We start from the raw sequence: 15,048 nt of genomic DNA on the forward strand, positions 1-15,048 counted from the left end.
GCGTTTCCTTTCACGGGTGGCAGGTGGGTTCCGGGGCGGGATGCAGGGGGAACAGGCGCGCCTGGGCCGCGGCGTCGAAGCGTGACGGCGGGCCGTCGAAGGCGATCCGCCCGTCGGCCAGGCCGACGATGCGCTCGGCCAGCCGGCGGGCCAGGTCGAGCTGGTGCAGGACGATCACCAGGGTCAGCGCGTGGTCGCGCACCAGCCGGCGGAATTCGCCGGCCAGGCGCTCGGCGAGGGCCGGGTCGACCGAGGCGAACGGCTCGTCGGCGAGCAGCAGGCGCGGCTCGCGCACCAGCGCGCGGGCGATGCCGACGCGCTGGCGCTCGCCGCCGCTGAGCCGGGCGACCGGGTCGAGGGCCTTGCCGAGCAGGCCGACCTCGGCGAGGGCGGCGAGGGCCTGCTCGCGCATCGCCCGCGGCCAGGGCAGCGGGGAGAGCGGATGGCGGCGGTCGGCGAGGCCGAGCAGCACGTTGTCCAGCGCCGACAGGCGGGCGATCAGCGCATGTTCCTGGAACACCGTGGCGCTGCTGCGGCGGTGGGCGAGCAGGCTGGCCGGGGTCTGCAGGCGGCCGATGCCGTCCACGCTGAGGGTGCCGGAAGCGGGCGGCAGCAGGCCGTTGAGGGTGGCCAGCAGGGTGCTCTTGCCGATCCCCGAGGGGCCGACGATGGCGGTGATGCTGCCGCGGCGGATGTCGAGGTCGAGGCCTTCGAGGATGCGCTTGCCGCTGCGCTCGATCGACACCCGGTCGAGCCGCAGCAGCACCGGCGAGCCGCCAGCGGCCGCCGTCGGCGTGCTGCGCCCGGCGTCGGAGGCCGGGGCCAGGGCGCGCTCGAGGGGCAGCTGGTAGATGCCGTTCATGCCTCGCGCTCGATCAGGTAGTCGGGATTGCGCACGCCGTAGCCCAGCGCCTTGCGCAGCCACAGCGGCGGGTTGTTCTGCATCATCCGCTGCAGGTGCTCGACCACCTCGTCGATCTCGCGGGGGTGCTGCATCTTCACCGGGAACACCCCGGCGTTCTTCACCTTGACCGCGGCGAAGTCGCTGAGGGCGAGGGTGAAGAGCACGGCGCAGCCTTGCATGGCGTCGACGCGCAGCTGGATCTGGTCGACCGAGGCGCCGCCGGTCGGGTCGCCCATCGAGCAACCGCCGCCGCCGCCGGGGCCGCGCTTGCCGTCGCCGCCCTTGCCGCCGCCCTTGAACTGCACGACGTCGAGGAAGCTGGCCTCGTCGTAGGTGACGTCGTAGATGACGATCTGCCTGGCGGTGGCGAAGTTAGCATCGACCTGCAGCAGGTCGTTGCTGGTGATGGCGATCTTCAGGTGGCCGATCTCGTTCATGTCCGTGTCCTCGGGGTGGCTCGGGCTGGCGCCGGGCGCGGCCCGGCGCGCGGGGTTCAGGTCATCGGCAGGCCGACGACGTTCTTCTCGTGGGCGAAACGCAGGCGAAAGGCGTCCGGCAGCCGCGCCTCGGCGTCCGTGCGGGCCTGCCAGCGGGCCAGCTCGGCGACGGCGATGCGCCCGGCCTTCAGGGCCTCGACCGGCACGATGTACAGGCGGTCGTCGAGGCTGATGTAGAAGTCGATCGGATGGCGGGCGGCGTTTTCGCCGTACTTGCCCAGGTCGATGCGGTAGTGGCCGTCCTCTTCGAGCTGCAGGCGGGGGTTGTCGCAGTCCAGGCGGACATGGCGGTTGAACCAGCACTTGTGGCGGAACTGGAACAGCACCCGGTCGTCGTCGGCGAAGGCGCGGATCTCGGCGACGATGTCGGCGTAGTACTGGCCGAGCAGCAGTTCCTGGTAGGCGTCGCTGTAGGGCTGGTCGAAGGATTCGAGGTGGACGGCGACGCAGGCGGCGAGCAGTTCGAGGCCGGTCTGGCTGATCAGCAGGTTCAGCGCGCAGCGGTTGTAGGTGCAGCTGGCGCGGATCAGCCCGTCGTCGCGGATCTCGATGGTGCCGTTGTGCTGGATCGCCGCGGCGCGGAACACCCGCAGGATGCGGAAGACTTCGGCCATCAGCTTTTCCGCCGGGGTGCGCCGCGGCAGGGCGAGGTAGCGTTGCCAGCTGCCGAGTTCGGCCAGCGACGGATCGCGGCACTCCTGCCAGTCGGCCAAGAGCGCGTAGGCGCTGGTCAGCGCCAGCACCAGGCGGCCGGGCAGGCGGCGGGTGGCGTCGGTTTCCGGCTCCGCGAAGCTCAGGCGCCGCGGGCGGGTGTAGGGTTCGATGGGGCGGTGTTCCGGTCGGGCGCACAGCTCGCCGAAGCACGCGCGATAGTGGGCGACCATTTCCTGTCGCTGTTTCATGGCTCTCTCCCGAAGGCGGCATGGCGGCCGGAGTGGAATACGGGGCGGAGGCCCCTGCCGGAGCAGGGGACCGCCTAGCAACTCACCACGTATTGAGGATCCATTCCTTGTTACGGGTGTATTCCATGTGGGCGAACATGGCGTTGGCGATCATCTCGCCGAGCTCCATGGCGCCCTGGTAGCCGATGGTGGGCTTGCGGTAGAGGCCGGCGCGGTCGAAGGTCGGGAAGCCGACGCGGACCATCGGGATGTTGGCCTCGATGGCGACGTAGCGGCCCTTCGAGTGACCCATGATCAGGTCGAGCTGCAGGCCGTCGTTGATGCGCTTCTCCAGCTCCCAGAGGTCGGCGTTGTGGACGATCTCCATGTCGAAGTGCGCGGCGTCCTTGAGCTCCTGGAGGCGCGGGTCCTTCTTGTACTTGGTGCCCTGGTCGTCGCCGATCAGCAGCAGCACCGGTTCCAGTTCCACTTCCAGGCAGAACTGCGCCAGGCCGAGCACCAGGTCCGGATGACCGAAGATCGCCACCTTCTTGTTGGCGAAGAACATGTGCGCCAGGTCGGCCAGCGCATCCAGCGCGATGCCGCGCTCGCGGACCAGCGACTCGGGGATCTCCTTGCCGGTGATCTCGGCGATCTTGCGCAGCATGTCGTCGGTGTTCTTGATGCCGTAGGGGGTGTTGACCAGGCTGTTCGGCACCGCGAAGGTCTTCTCCAGGTACTCGCCGGTGGTCGCGCCCTCGTAGCGGGCCAGGGCCAGGGTGGCCAGGGCGTTGGCGCTGTCGGCGATGTCCTCGACCGTGGTGCGGCCGTGGGTCTCGATGCTCTTGTTCGGCAGCATCGGCGAGTCGAAGTCCTCGGTGTCCATGAACACCGTGGCGTCGACGCCCATTTCCTTGAAGTAGCGCTTGAGCAGCACCACGTCGCCGGGGTTGACCCAGCCCGGGAAGACGTTGAGCTTGCCGCTCGGCTGGCCCTTGCCGTGCACCTCGGTGATGGTCTTGAACATCGACTTCACGCACTCGGCGTAGCCGGTGACGTGGCTGCCCTTGAAGCTCGGGGTGTGCACCGGCGCCAGGTAGATCTTGCGCTCCGGGAACTCGGCGGCGAGCGCCCGGTTGCAGACGTTGATGGTGCCCTCGATGTCGTCGCCGATGACCTCGGTGGAGCAGGTGGTGATGATCGGGATCAGCCGCAGCTCCGGGTAGCGGCGGGCCAGCACCAGCACGCCTTCCTCGACGCGCTTGGCGCCGCCGAACACCGCCGACTCCTCGTGCAGCGAGGTCGAGGCGACGTCGAAGTTTTCCTTGAAGTGCTGGGCGAACAGCAGGCGGACGAACATCGTACAGCCCTGGCCGCCGTGGACCAGCGGGATGCAGTCCTTGACGCCGATGCCGGCGTACTGGGCGCCCGCGGGCTGGCAGTCGTACATCGGGTTGATGATGCCTTCGCGCTCCCGCTTGACCAGCTTGACTTCAGCCGGCTTCAGCACGGTTAGCTCGCAATTGCTCATGAAATGGCTCCTTCGCACAGGGGAGCGGCCCTCGGGCCGCTCCCGCAGCGGTGACTCAGTAGAGGTGGTGGTTGAGTTCGCGGTTGGTCGAGCGGGTGATCACGGTGTCGACCAGGCGGGACTTGAGGCCGTCGATCAGGAAATGGATTTCCTCGTGATTGATCTGCGATGCCCAGGGGAAGCGCTCGCGAACGTCGTTGGCCATGGCCAGGGCGTCGGCGTAGAACAGGCGCTCCTGCGGGGTGCCGCGCAGCGGCTCCTGGCCGGTCAGCAGGCGGGCGACCTGGCCGAGCACGCCCTCGATGTTTTCCTCGCGGTCCCAGGTGCGCGAGAAGAACTGCCACAGGCAGCGCTCCTCGGTGTAGTCGAACAGATCGTCGAGTCTGGACTGGCTCATCAGGCGGCCCCCCGCACGATGACCGGCGTGGTCTGCGAGCTGTCGCGGATGTCCACGGCGGCCAGGTGGCGCAGCGGGTTGTGCACGGCGTTGTAGGTGTCGCGGGCGAGGTTGACGAAGCCCTCGAAGCCCATGTACGGGCCGTTGTGGTAGCCGTGGCCGTTGACGTAGGGGATGTGCAGCTTCTTGACCAGCTCGCCGACGCGCGGGCCGGTGAAGATCACGTCCGGCTTGACCAGGTCGATGATCTCGAAGAACTCCAGCTCGTTGCCGTCGTCGATGTAGTAGGTGCCTTCCTTGCCGCGGGCGATGACCTTCTCGAAGTCTTCCTCATGGCCGAACTTGGAGGACATGGCCACCACCTGGATGCCCAGGTCGTCCTCGACCGACTTGGTCCAGTGCCACAGGCGCGGGCCGCCGGTCCAGATCGCCATCTTCTTGCCCTGCAGGCGCTCCTTGTACCAGTCGAGCTTCGGCTTCCACTTGGCGTATTCCTCGGCGATCAGCGCTTCGCCCTTCTCCTCGATGCCGAAGAAGGCGCAGATCTTGCGGATGCCCTCGGCCATGTAGCTGAAGCCCCAGGAGTCGATGTCCAGACGCGGGATGCCGTAGCGCTTCTTCAGTTCGTTGGCGATGTAGCCGGAGGAGCGCGCGCAGTTCACCACGTTGAGCTGGGCCTGGTGCATGCAGCGCAGGTCGTCGTAGGTGCCGTTGCCGGTGAAGTGGGCGACGACCTGGATGCCCAGGCGGTCCCAGTAGGTCTGCAGCAGCTGGGTATCGCCCTGGATGTTGAAGTCACCGATGAAGTTCATCGTGTATTCGCTGGTGATCTCCTTCTCCATCGTCTCGACTTTCTCGTTGATCCAGCCGATGTTCAGGACGTGGTGGCCCTTGGACTGGGACACGCCGGAGAAGCCGGGGCATTCGACGGTGAAGACGTCGACGTCGGGACGCTCCTTCATCACCTTCTTGGCCACGGCCTTGATGTCGTCGCCGATCAGCGCGGTCGGGCAGGTCGTGTAGACGATCATCCGCTTGATGTCCGGCATCTCGTCGAAGGCTTCGTGCATGCTCTGCTCGAGGCGCTTCTCGCCGCCGAACACCACATGGCTTTCCTTCATGTCGGTCGACCAGACGTACTTCATGTTGAAGTGGCCGTTGTCGGTCGGGTAGCGCTTGGTGTGCCAGGTGTCGTAGGCACAGCCGAGCGGGCCGTGAATCATCTGGATGGTGTCTTTGAGCACGCCGCCGATCACCAGCTTGGCGCCGCAGAAGGCGCAGCCGCGTTCGGACAGGGTGCCGGGGATGGTCGCCGCGTTGGCGATCGGCAGGAACTCGCGGGTGTCCTCGTTGGGCGCCTTCAGATAGATGTGTTTCTGGCGCTCGGGTATGTCCTTGTCACATTCCAGCAATACCATTGGCATGGTTGAAGTCTCCTCGGCTCTATGCGTTGATCGAACCCCGTGACCGGCACTCGATCGGGGACCGGAAAAACCGGTTGGCGAAGAGGAAATGGCAGGATGCGTGCCAGATGCCCCCGGAACGCTTGCGGGAATTTTTCATCCGCCCGCCGAGATTCCGGATTAATCCTTTTTAATCAGTGGCTTGCGCTTCATTTTCGAGGCTGGCGAAAGGCTTCGCGCAGGCTCTTTTCAGGCGTTTTTTCCCTGCTCGAAGCGGCTGCGCGGATGGTGGTCGGAATGGGCGCCGGGTTTTTCGTTCGGCCAAGTACGGAGCGCCCGGGGTCTGTACGTCGAGGTGCTTGGCTGTCGGTTGGAGGGGAAATTGATGGCTCCCACGCTCCTGCGTGGGAGCTCGGAGGCGGGCGGGAAGCTGTTGTCTCCCGGAGAGGGCCGGGGAGAGGGAAAAAGGGCACGGGCACAGTGAAGTCCGGCCTGGCAGCCGCCTTCAGTCGCTATGCGGAAGGAGAAAGCGAAAACGGCGATCGCCCCTGAGGAAAGCGATCGCCGTTTGGAGTCCGGTGGCAGAGCGGCGCGGGATGCTCTGTCGCCGGCAAGCGGGTGCGGGCTCGTTCAGTCTTCAGTCATCGAGCGGCTGGATGCAGAAATCCACGGGGCAGACGCCGAGACAGCGCGGCTCGCCCAGGTCGGCGCACTCGTTGCAGCTGTCGGCGTCGATCACGTAGATCCCGCCCTGGAGGGCGATCGAGCCGGTCGGGCAGACCGGCTTGCAGTCGCCGCAGACGGTGCATTCGTAGCCGTCGATGGCCATGGCCATAGGGTCAGCTCCTGAGGTGGGGGAACTCGGTGTGGTTCAAAAGGGAGGGCGGCGTGCGCCGCCGGCCGCGAGAAGCCATTCCGGACAGCCCGCGGCACACGCTCCTCCGCAAACACTGCGCCGGCGGGATCAGCCTTCGGCGGCGGCCTTGCCGACGATGGACTCGTCTTCGGCTTCCATGATGCCGAACTCCATCAGCAGCTCTTCGAGGTCCTCCATGCTCGCCGGGTTCGGGATGACCAGCAGCTTGTTGTTGAGGATCTTCTGGGCCAGGGCGCGGTACTCGTCGGCCTGCTTGGCTTTCGGATCGTATTCGATCACGGTCATGCGGCGGATTTCGGCGTGCTGCACGACGTTGTCGCGCGGCACGAAGTGGATCATCTGGGTGCCGATCTTCGCGGCCAGGGCCATGATCAGCTCGTCTTCGCGGTCGGTCTTGCGGCTGTTGCAGATCAGCCCGCCCAGACGCACGCTGCCGGAGTGGGCGTACTTCACGATGCCCTTGGCGATGTTGTTGGCGGCATACATGGCCATCATCTCGCCGGAGCAGACGATGTAGATTTCCTGGGCCTTGTTCTCGCGGATCGGCATGGCGAAGCCGCCGCACACCACGTCGCCCAGCACGTCGTAGAACACGAAGTCCAGGTCGTCGCTGTAGGCGCCTTCCTCTTCCAGGAAGTTGATCGCGGTGATCACGCCGCGGCCGGCGCAGCCGACGCCCGGCTCGGGACCGCCGGACTCGACGCACTTGACGCCGCCGTAGCCGATCTGCAGCACGTCTTCCAGCTCGAGGTCTTCCACCGAGCCGGCGGATGCGGCCATCTCCATGACGGTGTTCTGGGCCTTGGAATGCAGGATCAGGCGGGTGGAGTCGGCTTTCGGGTCGCAACCGACGATCATCACCTTCTTGCCGGCCTCGGCGAGGGCGGCGACCAGGTTCTGGGTGGTGGTGGACTTGCCGATGCCACCCTTGCCGTAAATTGCACACTGACGCAATGCCATCTTGGAACCTCCGTTGATTCGTGGCGTTTGACTGGTGTCGCAGGGGATGGAGCAAGGGTGGTGCCATCAAGATGGGAAATTCACAGATGGCTTGTTTTTTGGATTAAAAAACCAGAAAGAATGTTTTTGGCGAGATTTTATGCTGCCTAACAGGCGTGTGTCGGGAATCGGTCGGCAGCGATTTTGCGTCGCCAGGGCTGGCGGCGTACCGGCAGGTACAGCCGGGCGGCGATCCGTTCCATGTGGTACCGGGGTTCATGCCGGCTGGTGCAGGAAGTGGCGTGCGGCGAGCGAGCCAGCACGCTCCATGGCGGGCATGTCACCGGGCCCGGCTGCTTCCGCTGTCCTCGTCCGCATTGTTGGGGAGAAGCGGGGGGATGGCTTCGGAGTTCGCCGGCGCCGGGCGGGAGAGCCCGAAGCGGTGTTTGAGTCGGCGGGAGAGGCCCATCTCGATGTAGGTGAAGCTGAGCCAGGAGCCGAGCGTGATCACCGGCACGCAGAGCGTCAGGATCAGGTAGGGGGCGAGGTGCTGGTCGAGCAGGTAGGCGCCGCACCACAGCACGATGATGTGCACCAGGTAGACCGAATAGGACCAGTCGCCGAGCTTCCTCAGCACCTGACTGCCGTTGAACAGTCGTTCCATGCTGATCATGGCGGCGACCAGCGCCGCGCCGGGGACACCCCAGGTGAGCCAGCGGTAGGGATGCTGGTCGTCGAACCAGAGAATCGTTGCGGTCGCGCTCGCTGCGATCAGCGCGGGTGCCAGCAGCATCCGGCCCGACAGCGCCGGCAGCCAGCCGCGGCGGTAAATCACCGCCAGGCCGATGCCGAGGAGGAACTCGTAGATCACCGGATTGGTGTAGAAGCTCGACACGAACGATTGATGGGCCAGCCAGCCGCTCAGTGTGAGCACCAGCAGGGCGGTGACCCAGGCCCGATGACGTCGACCGGCGCACAGCGCCAGCGCGAACAGGATGTAGAACATCATCTCGAAGTTCAGGGTCCAGCCCACCGGCAGGACCGGGTAGAAGCCGAAGCCGCCGGGATTCTGGGCCGGAATGAACAATAGCGACTTGAGCAGCGTGATCGGATCGACCGCGTAGACCGGCATGACTCGCGCGTCGAAATAGATGATCGAGGCGGTGAGCAGAGTGAATATCCAGTAGGCGGGCACGATGCGGATCAGGCGATCGAGTATGAAGCGTTTCGAGGCGATCGGCTTGCCGGCGCTGGCGAGGTAGATGACGAAGCCGCTGATGACGAAGAAGATGTCGACGCCGACCTGGCCGCGGGTGGAAAGCAGGTGTCCGGCAAGGGTGTCGGCCTTGAAGTCGAAAAACACCTGCATGAAGTGGTGGAAGACCACGAGCCACGCGGCAAAGGCGCGCAGTGCCTGGATCGATACCAGCATAGGCAAAAGGGTCCTTGTCGTGCTGACCCCGAACGGCCATCCAAATAGGCCGCCTTGGGGGGATCTGTTCGGAAATCAGGGTTTTGTACTGGTTTCCACGTTTTGTGGAGGCATCTGGTTGTCTGCTCGCCATCCACGGGTTCGACAGAGGCGAACGGCGTGAGCTGCCGAGCCGTGTTTTCGCCTGCCCACGGAAAGTGCCTTCATGCAGCCCAACACCCGGAGCGGAAGCTCCACCCAGGCGCGTACCTGTGCCTTGGCTTTCTCGATTTCGCGTCTGGCCTTGTGCGGGGCGCTGCGCCTGTCGTGTTTCCTGGAGGCACTGCAGCGGACGGCGATCTGCTAAGCGGCAATGACCCTGTGTTTCCGATGTTGTTCCCGCCGCATCTCCACAGCAGCCCGATAACCGGCCAGAGGGAATGAATACTGGCCAGGATCAAAATGCCTTGGCTGGGCAGCGTACGCGGTGCCTAACGGCGGAATGCCTGGAGTGTCCGGCCTCGGGGTGTCGTGATGCATCCTTTGGCGTGCGATGAACAGGGCGAGCGCTGCCCCTTCGGCGCTCGCCGGCCTGGCGGACTTCGGCGGGCGCATCGTGATCGGAGATCGGCCGTCGCACTCGCCGCATGCGGCTGATCCGACGGGCGCATGATTCGGCGGGCCTTTTGCGTCAGCCGTCCGCCCGCGGCGGCGCCTCGTACAGCTCCAGCGGCAGCCCGTCCGGATCGGCGAAGAAGGTGAAGCGCCGGCCGGTGTATTCGTCGGTGCGGATCGCCTCGACGGCGATGCCCCGGGCCTCGAGTTCCGCCTTGCAGGCCGCCACGTCGTCGACCTCGAAGGCCAGATGGCGCAGCCCCTGGGCCTCCGGCCGGGAAGGGCGCGGCGGCGGCGCGGGAAACGAGAACAGCTCGACCTGCGAGCCGTCGGGCAGCGCCAGGTCGAGCTTGTAGGAGCGGCGCTCGGCCCGGTAGTGCTCGGCCACGACGCGAAGGCCGAGGGCTTCGGTGTAGAAGCGCTTCGAGACTTGGTAGTCCGAACAGATGATGGCGGCGTGGTGGATGCGGCGCAGGTGCATGGCTGGGTAGTCCCTTTCATTCAATGGCGGACGGATGGCCGGCGACGGGGTTTGCCGACGCCTTACGGGAGATTGTCAGAGCCCTGCACGGGAAGTCACCCGCTGCGGAGCCTTGCCCGCAGGGCCGGGGGACCGTTTCAGCCGAAGCTGCCGGCGGCGCTCGCCGGCCTGCCGGACTTCGGCGGACGCATCGTGATCGACGCCAACAACCCGATCGAGGCGCCGCTGTTCAAGCCGGTCGAGCTGCACGGCCGCGCCTCCAGCGAGGTCTTCGCCGAACTCGTGCCGGGCGCCCGCGTGGTGAAGGCCTTCAACCACCTTCAACCGCAGCTGGTCTCCGGCGCGCCGGGAGCGGAGGGCGGCCGGCGGGTGCTGTTCCTCTCCGGCGACGACCCCCGCGCCAGGGCGGCGGTGGGCGCGCTGATCGAGCAACTGGGCTTCTTCGCCATCGATCTCGGCCCGCTCGCCGTCGGCGCCCGCCTGGTGCAGTTCCCCGGCGGCCCGCTGCCGGCGCTCAATCTGGTCAGGTTCGACTGACGGCCCGGCGGCGCCCGCGCAGTGACAGCCCGATGCAGGCCAGCGCACCCAGCGAAACCGCCGCATGGAACTCCGGCGAGCCAAACCCCAGCAGCGCCGCGAACGCACCGCCGACCGCGAGGGCGCACCAGGCAACGGCCCGCTTTCGGGCCGGCGCCATGGCCACCGCGGCGCCGATGACCGCGACGGCGGACAGCCCGGCGAAGACCGTTATCAGCAGGTCAAGGCGGCCCTGAACCGCCTTGTTCATGCAATAGCCGGAAACGAAGTCCTCCGCCGGACACCAGGCGCGCTCGGCATGGGCATGCAGCGCCATGCCCGTGAACGCCGTGGCGACCCAGGCAAGGCAGGCGGAGGGGACGGTGAGCAGCCATCGGAGCCAGGTGGGCATGGTGATCTCCAGCGCTGGGAGCCGCGAAAAGAAAGCTGGCGCCTGGTCGAGTACTTCGACTGGCAGACCACGGAGCGTTTCGGCGGCCAGTTCCAGGTGATCTACCAGAAGGACGTCCGTCCCGACGGCGACAACTCGCGCTGGCTGGCTGTCGGTCGGCGTGCGTCCGGTCTACGCCTTCACCGAGACGTTCAAGCTGAGCGCCGAGATTGGCCACGACCAGATCAAGGCCCCGACGGCACCCGCAAGCTGACCAAGTGTACCGTCGCACCGACCTGGTCGCCGTCCGGCCCGGGCTTCTGGGCGCGGCCTGAGCTGCGCGTCTTCTACACCTACGCGACTTGGAACGAGGCGGCGCAGCGTGCAGCCAGCGAAATGAACCCCGAGTCCGCACTGTCCGAGACCGGCGCCTTCGGTACCGACCGCCACGGCGGCAACTTCGGCGTGCAGGTGGTGGGATTAGGGCGGCGGCGCTGGAGCGGATGGCACCGTTGTACGCAGGGGCCGTGTCCGCTTCAATCCAGTAACCGTGTTGAACGGGTTGGGATTCAGGCCCGAGAGGTCGGCTTGATCAGACTTTCCGCTGGAATGCCGAACATGCTGTGCAGCCGCCAGACCATCGGCAGAGTGAGTGCGCGCTTGCCATTCAGGACTTCATACACGCGATTGGTCCGCCCGATGGCCGGCTCCAGATCCTTCGCCGTCAGGCCGGATTGCTCCATGCGGAACTTGATGGCGTCAATCGGGTTCGGCAGGTCCACGGGGAAGTGCTTCGACTCGTAGGCCTCGATCAGCGTGACCATGACGTCGAAACGATCGCCTTCCGGCGTGCCGGGCTCCGGCTCATGATCGAACAGGGCCGACACTTCCTTGAGCGCTGCGCGATAGTCTTGATCGGTGCGAATCGGGCGAATATCCATGGCGGTCACTCCATCTCTATGATGTCGGCATCAATGGCGTCATATTGCGCATGGGTGCCGACAAACTTGATGTAAATCGCGCCGAAGCGGTAGGCAACAGCAACAACCAGCCGGTAGCTATTGCCTTTGATGTTGAAGACAACCCGTCGGCTTTTGAGAATGCTCGCATTGCGAAACTGAGCCTTGATTTCGGCCGGGCTCGACCAGTCGGCTTTCCTGGCTTCATCGATCCAGGCAAGAAGCGGCTGTTCGGCATCCGGGTATTTATCCCAGAAAGCTTTCAGGTGGCTGATGGCGATAATTCTCATGGGGTCATGTTAGTCCCAATTTGGGACTTGGGCAATGCCGACGGGTGGCCGTCCTTGCCCGGCGGGTCAGACGGATACACCTTTCGAGGCAAGCGACGCCCTCGGCAGCCGCATCGTCTCCTCGGCAACGCTCAGCTCGAAATGGGCATCACTTTCTCAGCCCTGCTCGCGGATGACATCCCTGCACTTCCTCGAGAAAACCGAGGACTTGTGTATAACGGCGAGCGCTCCTGCGTGGGCACGTTGCAGGGGACACTTCGGCTCGGCGCCTCTGGGGCGCAGGAGCGCCCGGCCCTGGGCTTCCCACGCCGGAGCGTGGGAGCCATCAAAACAGCGACACTGTCGGAACAGGCGAGTCCTGCAGCGGAGCAAGGCCGATAACAATGCTGATCCTGGTGATCGATTGAGCGCTTGGCCCCCGCTGCGCGAACTACAGAATGGCCCGGGCGGCAACGCCCATGGAAGGCCGGATATACGAATGCAACCGCACTGACGACAGGGTTGAAACAGCATTACTCACCACTTTTGGGGAGAGTACATATACGTATGTTATGCGTGCTGCACAGTTGCAGGTTATTTTATATTTGCGTATGGGTTTTTGGATAGCTCTGCTGCGCGTTGTTTCTTAATTAAGGAATAGATTGCATTGGCAATAGTGACATCGAATGGAGTTGAATGGCCGGTTATTTCCAAGCCATTACTACCCCATGTACCGCCATCAGATGAATCTGAATAAATCCACCAAATAGATTCTTGGTCTCTGATGACAAACCAATTTGAGTAGCCAGAAGGGGAGCGCTCTAGTAGAAGTCCTTTTTTCTCGATCTCGGCCGCGTCTTGCCATGTGCGACATTTGCTTGTTCTTTTGCCAACCCTCTCTATATGCATACTGATGCTTTTTCTGGTGTGTACAAACATGGAATCCGTCAGCGACGTCCGATGGAACGGCTGGTTATGTGTCTTTGCCATTTCTCTCTTCCAAGTGCCTTCTTAACTGCTCTACTGATATGGCTGGCCTAGTGCGATGAATGATCGCGTGGCAGTTCGGGCAGACAGGCACGAGGTCCTTGATAGGATTCAGAACGTACTCCTGTCCGATCTCCGACAGCGGAATTACATGGTGAGCGTGGATATACTTGTCACCAATTGAGCCGTAGAACGCAGTAAAATCGAATTTGCATACAGCACACATATAGCCGTGATGTTTTATGCACTTAGCCCTTGCTTCCGCATTACGCTCGTAGGTGTTGACGGTTACTGTCTTTGACGCACCTTCAATGAACTGCTCCGGCGCCTCCACTTCCTCTGGGAGCAGGTTGCTCAAGGCATCATCGGATGCATACCAGTTTCCACCAACTCTCTTAAGGGATTTCTCTGTTAGTCTTGGCTCGAATCCTTTGATCTTTGCTGGGCGGATACCGTCTTCGTCCTTGTTTGCATCCGAGTACTTCATTGGAAATGACATCAACTTGTACCCTTCCTCTTCAACTAGGCGAATGTGCTCCCTTGATTGTTTATAGGCAGGCTGCTTTCTTCCTTTCCGGTTTACTTGCCAATCCTCGCTAAGAATGAGGGACGTATTTCCTTCCGTATGCCGATCCCAGGCGCCAAAAATGATAACTTTCATTTTCTCATTAATAAATGACCAGCTCCAAGTCCAATTCCGACAAGTCGCTCCTTGGAGTTCAATAAATTGCTTTCGGTTCATTGGTTAGATGCTTCCTTACACATAACGACAGCCTTCAGTGGACGGCAAAAGCGTAGCTTTTGACGATCCGCTGCAAGCACTGGTTGGGCGGCATGCTACTCAAAGTTTTCCCCATTTATACCGCCAGCCGAGATAGCGCGAGAGTCCATCAATGTCGGGAAATAGCGAACTCTCGTTGATGGCGCAGGCATCGAGTATGCGCTTGATTTTCCCGCATGCAGACGCTGTAACAACCCAGCGCTTTAATTCCTGTGGAGAAAAGGCCGTGGTTGGATCTGCGTGAACAGTGAAAACGCTGCGTTGCGCTGGAATGCGAGGCGTTATATGGGGAGGCCTGTAGATGCCAGGGGTGCTTAGATTGAACGGTTTTTTCTCCTCAGCCGCAGTAACCGAACGAAGACCGCGCACGCCATAAATTACTGCATCGCCACCTGAACCAGCTCTGGCAGTGGCAAAGTAACCCGCCACTAACAAACTTTCTGTCCAATCTAGGAGGCGGGTCGACATACCATGATGTTGTGCGATTGCGAGCCACTCGAGGTCTGTCGTTGGAGTATGTGCAAGATGGGGTCGTGCTTGGCGCTTAAGTAGTTCCAGTGCCTTCCGTTCGTTCTCCGGTTTGTATGCCTTCTTCAGTGCGGAGCCAAGGGAGAGACTTACCCGACCTGCTTTAGGTTGCAGAGTGTACGAAGAGCTACCTTCTCCGCGAAAAATCCAATTGCCATCAGAGCAATCTTCGATTAGTGATGCAAACTCGCTCCAACACGTAATGCCGTTCAGCATCCGGCAACTCCTTTTCTTGACGCCCAACGTTCAGGTTAAGGGGCGACCGCGGCACGCGGACGTCCCAGTGAGCGAAGCGAACGACTTGAACCGCATGTTAGAAATTTCAATCAACCACAAAAAGCTTGGCACCCACCTTTGTGGATGAGCGGTGCGGTTCTGCTCCGTCAGCCACTTGGTAACTCATTCCGGGAGTCAAGATAAACCTGCGCCCATCAGGAAGTTCTGTATGGAGTTCGCCTTCCAAGCATAGAAGGATATGACCTTTGGAACACCAATGGTCTGCCAGATAACCTGGTGTGTACTCAACCATGCGAACACGGATAACTCCAAACTGGCAAGTGCGCCAATAAGCGGTACCCGTCTCGCCATGATGCTCCGTCGCTTCAATTTTCGACCAGTCGGTGGTCCCGAATGGTATTCCTCTAATTTCCATGGCGAGGCCTCTAGAATTTCTAACTACTA

At 63.0% G+C, this 15,048-nt stretch carries 17 protein-coding genes and 2 pseudogenes; 2 read left to right on the top strand and 17 right to left on the bottom strand.

Translation table 11 applies throughout. From position 1 onward, the window contains the following. Positions 1-10 precede the first annotated feature (10 nt). The 10 genes from ACG10_RS01245 to gloA2 form a co-directional block, all read right to left on the bottom strand. Positions 11-862: a phosphonate ABC transporter ATP-binding protein gene (locus tag ACG10_RS01245; RefSeq protein ID WP_227028785.1), complete on the bottom strand. Its 852-nt coding sequence runs from the start codon at positions 860-862 to the stop codon at positions 11-13. After that, positions 859-1,341, bottom strand: a complete 483-nt coding sequence (locus ACG10_RS01250; protein WP_089166812.1) for a NifB/NifX family molybdenum-iron cluster-binding protein — start codon at positions 1,339-1,341, stop codon at positions 859-861. The genes ACG10_RS01245 and ACG10_RS01250 overlap by 4 nt, the downstream gene beginning before the upstream one ends. A 56-nt stretch (positions 1,342-1,397) precedes the next feature. Continuing rightward, the gene (locus ACG10_RS01255) at positions 1,398-2,303 is read right to left on the bottom strand and encodes a hypothetical protein (RefSeq protein ID WP_089166813.1); all 906 of its coding nucleotides are present in this window, start codon (positions 2,301-2,303) and stop codon (positions 1,398-1,400) included. Between the two features lie 82 nt (positions 2,304-2,385). Next, positions 2,386-3,813: a V-containing nitrogenase subunit beta gene (gene vnfK / locus ACG10_RS01260; RefSeq protein ID WP_089166814.1), complete on the bottom strand. Its 1,428-nt coding sequence runs from the start codon at positions 3,811-3,813 to the stop codon at positions 2,386-2,388. Positions 3,814-3,868: 55 nt separating this feature from the next. Then, positions 3,869-4,210 carry a V-containing nitrogenase subunit delta gene (vnfG, locus tag ACG10_RS01265; RefSeq protein WP_089166815.1) on the bottom strand — a complete coding sequence of 114 codons (342 nt, stop codon included), beginning with the start codon at positions 4,208-4,210 and terminating at the stop codon, positions 3,869-3,871. After that, positions 4,210-5,634, bottom strand: a complete 1,425-nt coding sequence (gene vnfD, locus ACG10_RS01270; RefSeq protein ID WP_039801072.1) for a nitrogenase vanadium-iron protein, alpha chain — start codon at positions 5,632-5,634, stop codon at positions 4,210-4,212. Before vnfD ends, vnfG begins: the two co-directional genes overlap by 1 nt. Positions 5,635-6,250: 616 nt before the next feature. Next, the gene (locus tag ACG10_RS01275) at positions 6,251-6,448 is read right to left on the bottom strand and encodes a ferredoxin (protein ID WP_089166816.1); all 198 of its coding nucleotides are present in this window, start codon (positions 6,446-6,448) and stop codon (positions 6,251-6,253) included. A gap of 129 nt (positions 6,449-6,577) precedes the next feature. After that, entirely contained in the window at positions 6,578-7,450 is an 873-nt protein-coding gene (nifH, locus tag ACG10_RS01280) for a nitrogenase iron protein (RefSeq protein ID WP_039801084.1), read from the bottom strand. Between the two features lie 319 nt (positions 7,451-7,769). Beyond that, a complete protein-coding gene (locus tag ACG10_RS01285) occupies positions 7,770-8,861 on the bottom strand; it encodes an acyltransferase family protein (RefSeq protein ID WP_089166817.1) in 1,092 nt (363 codons plus the stop codon). 670 nt (positions 8,862-9,531) lie between these two features. Continuing rightward, positions 9,532-9,936 (bottom strand): SMU1112c/YaeR family gloxylase I-like metalloprotein, encoded by a 405-nt coding sequence (gene gloA2, locus ACG10_RS01290; RefSeq protein WP_089166818.1) that lies wholly within the window; start codon positions 9,934-9,936, stop codon positions 9,532-9,534. Between the two features lie 144 nt (positions 9,937-10,080). Between gloA2 and ACG10_RS01295 the strand changes: the two are divergent. After that, a pseudogene (locus ACG10_RS01295) lies at positions 10,081-10,473 on the top strand (NADPH-dependent F420 reductase); the annotation flags it as partial. Here ACG10_RS01295 and ACG10_RS23480 read toward each other — a convergent pair. Then, positions 10,460-10,864 carry a hypothetical protein gene (locus ACG10_RS23480; protein WP_198319097.1) on the bottom strand — a complete coding sequence of 135 codons (405 nt, stop codon included), beginning with the start codon at positions 10,862-10,864 and terminating at the stop codon, positions 10,460-10,462. The pseudogene ACG10_RS01295 and the gene ACG10_RS23480 sit on opposite strands and share 14 nt — an antisense overlap. 30 nt (positions 10,865-10,894) lie before the next feature. Between ACG10_RS23480 and ACG10_RS23485 the strand changes: the two are divergent. Next, positions 10,895-11,317 (top strand): annotated as a pseudogene (locus ACG10_RS23485) (carbohydrate porin); the annotation flags it as partial. Positions 11,318-11,412: 95 nt separating this feature from the next. On the opposite strand, the gene ACG10_RS01305 reads toward ACG10_RS23485, so the two are convergent. From ACG10_RS01305 to ACG10_RS01325, 6 genes are all read right to left on the bottom strand, one after another. Next, positions 11,413-11,784 carry a helix-turn-helix domain-containing protein gene (locus tag ACG10_RS01305; protein ID WP_089166819.1) on the bottom strand — a complete coding sequence of 124 codons (372 nt, stop codon included), beginning with the start codon at positions 11,782-11,784 and terminating at the stop codon, positions 11,413-11,415. A 5-nt stretch (positions 11,785-11,789) separates the two neighbouring features. Beyond that, on the bottom strand, positions 11,790-12,092 hold the full coding sequence (locus ACG10_RS01310; protein ID WP_089166820.1) for a type II toxin-antitoxin system HigB family toxin: 303 nt from the start codon (positions 12,090-12,092) through the stop codon (positions 11,790-11,792). A gap of 573 nt (positions 12,093-12,665) precedes the next feature. Then, the gene (locus ACG10_RS23490; RefSeq protein WP_157731343.1) at positions 12,666-13,061 is read right to left on the bottom strand and encodes a hypothetical protein; all 396 of its coding nucleotides are present in this window, start codon (positions 13,059-13,061) and stop codon (positions 12,666-12,668) included. Next, a complete protein-coding gene (locus tag ACG10_RS01315) occupies positions 13,045-13,719 on the bottom strand; it encodes an HNH endonuclease (RefSeq protein WP_232487168.1) in 675 nt (224 codons plus the stop codon). Before ACG10_RS01315 ends, ACG10_RS23490 begins: the two co-directional genes overlap by 17 nt. 180 nt (positions 13,720-13,899) lie before the next feature. Beyond that, positions 13,900-14,583: an FRG domain-containing protein gene (locus tag ACG10_RS01320; RefSeq protein WP_089166822.1), complete on the bottom strand. Its 684-nt coding sequence runs from the start codon at positions 14,581-14,583 to the stop codon at positions 13,900-13,902. Positions 14,584-14,689: 106 nt separating this feature from the next. After that, a complete protein-coding gene (locus ACG10_RS01325; RefSeq protein WP_089166823.1) occupies positions 14,690-15,019 on the bottom strand; it encodes a DHCW motif cupin fold protein in 330 nt (109 codons plus the stop codon). Positions 15,020-15,048: the final 29 nt, after the last annotated feature.

It is taken from the genome of Azotobacter chroococcum (assembly GCF_002220155.1).
GTDB classification, from domain to species: domain Bacteria; phylum Pseudomonadota; class Gammaproteobacteria; order Pseudomonadales; family Pseudomonadaceae; genus Azotobacter; species Azotobacter chroococcum.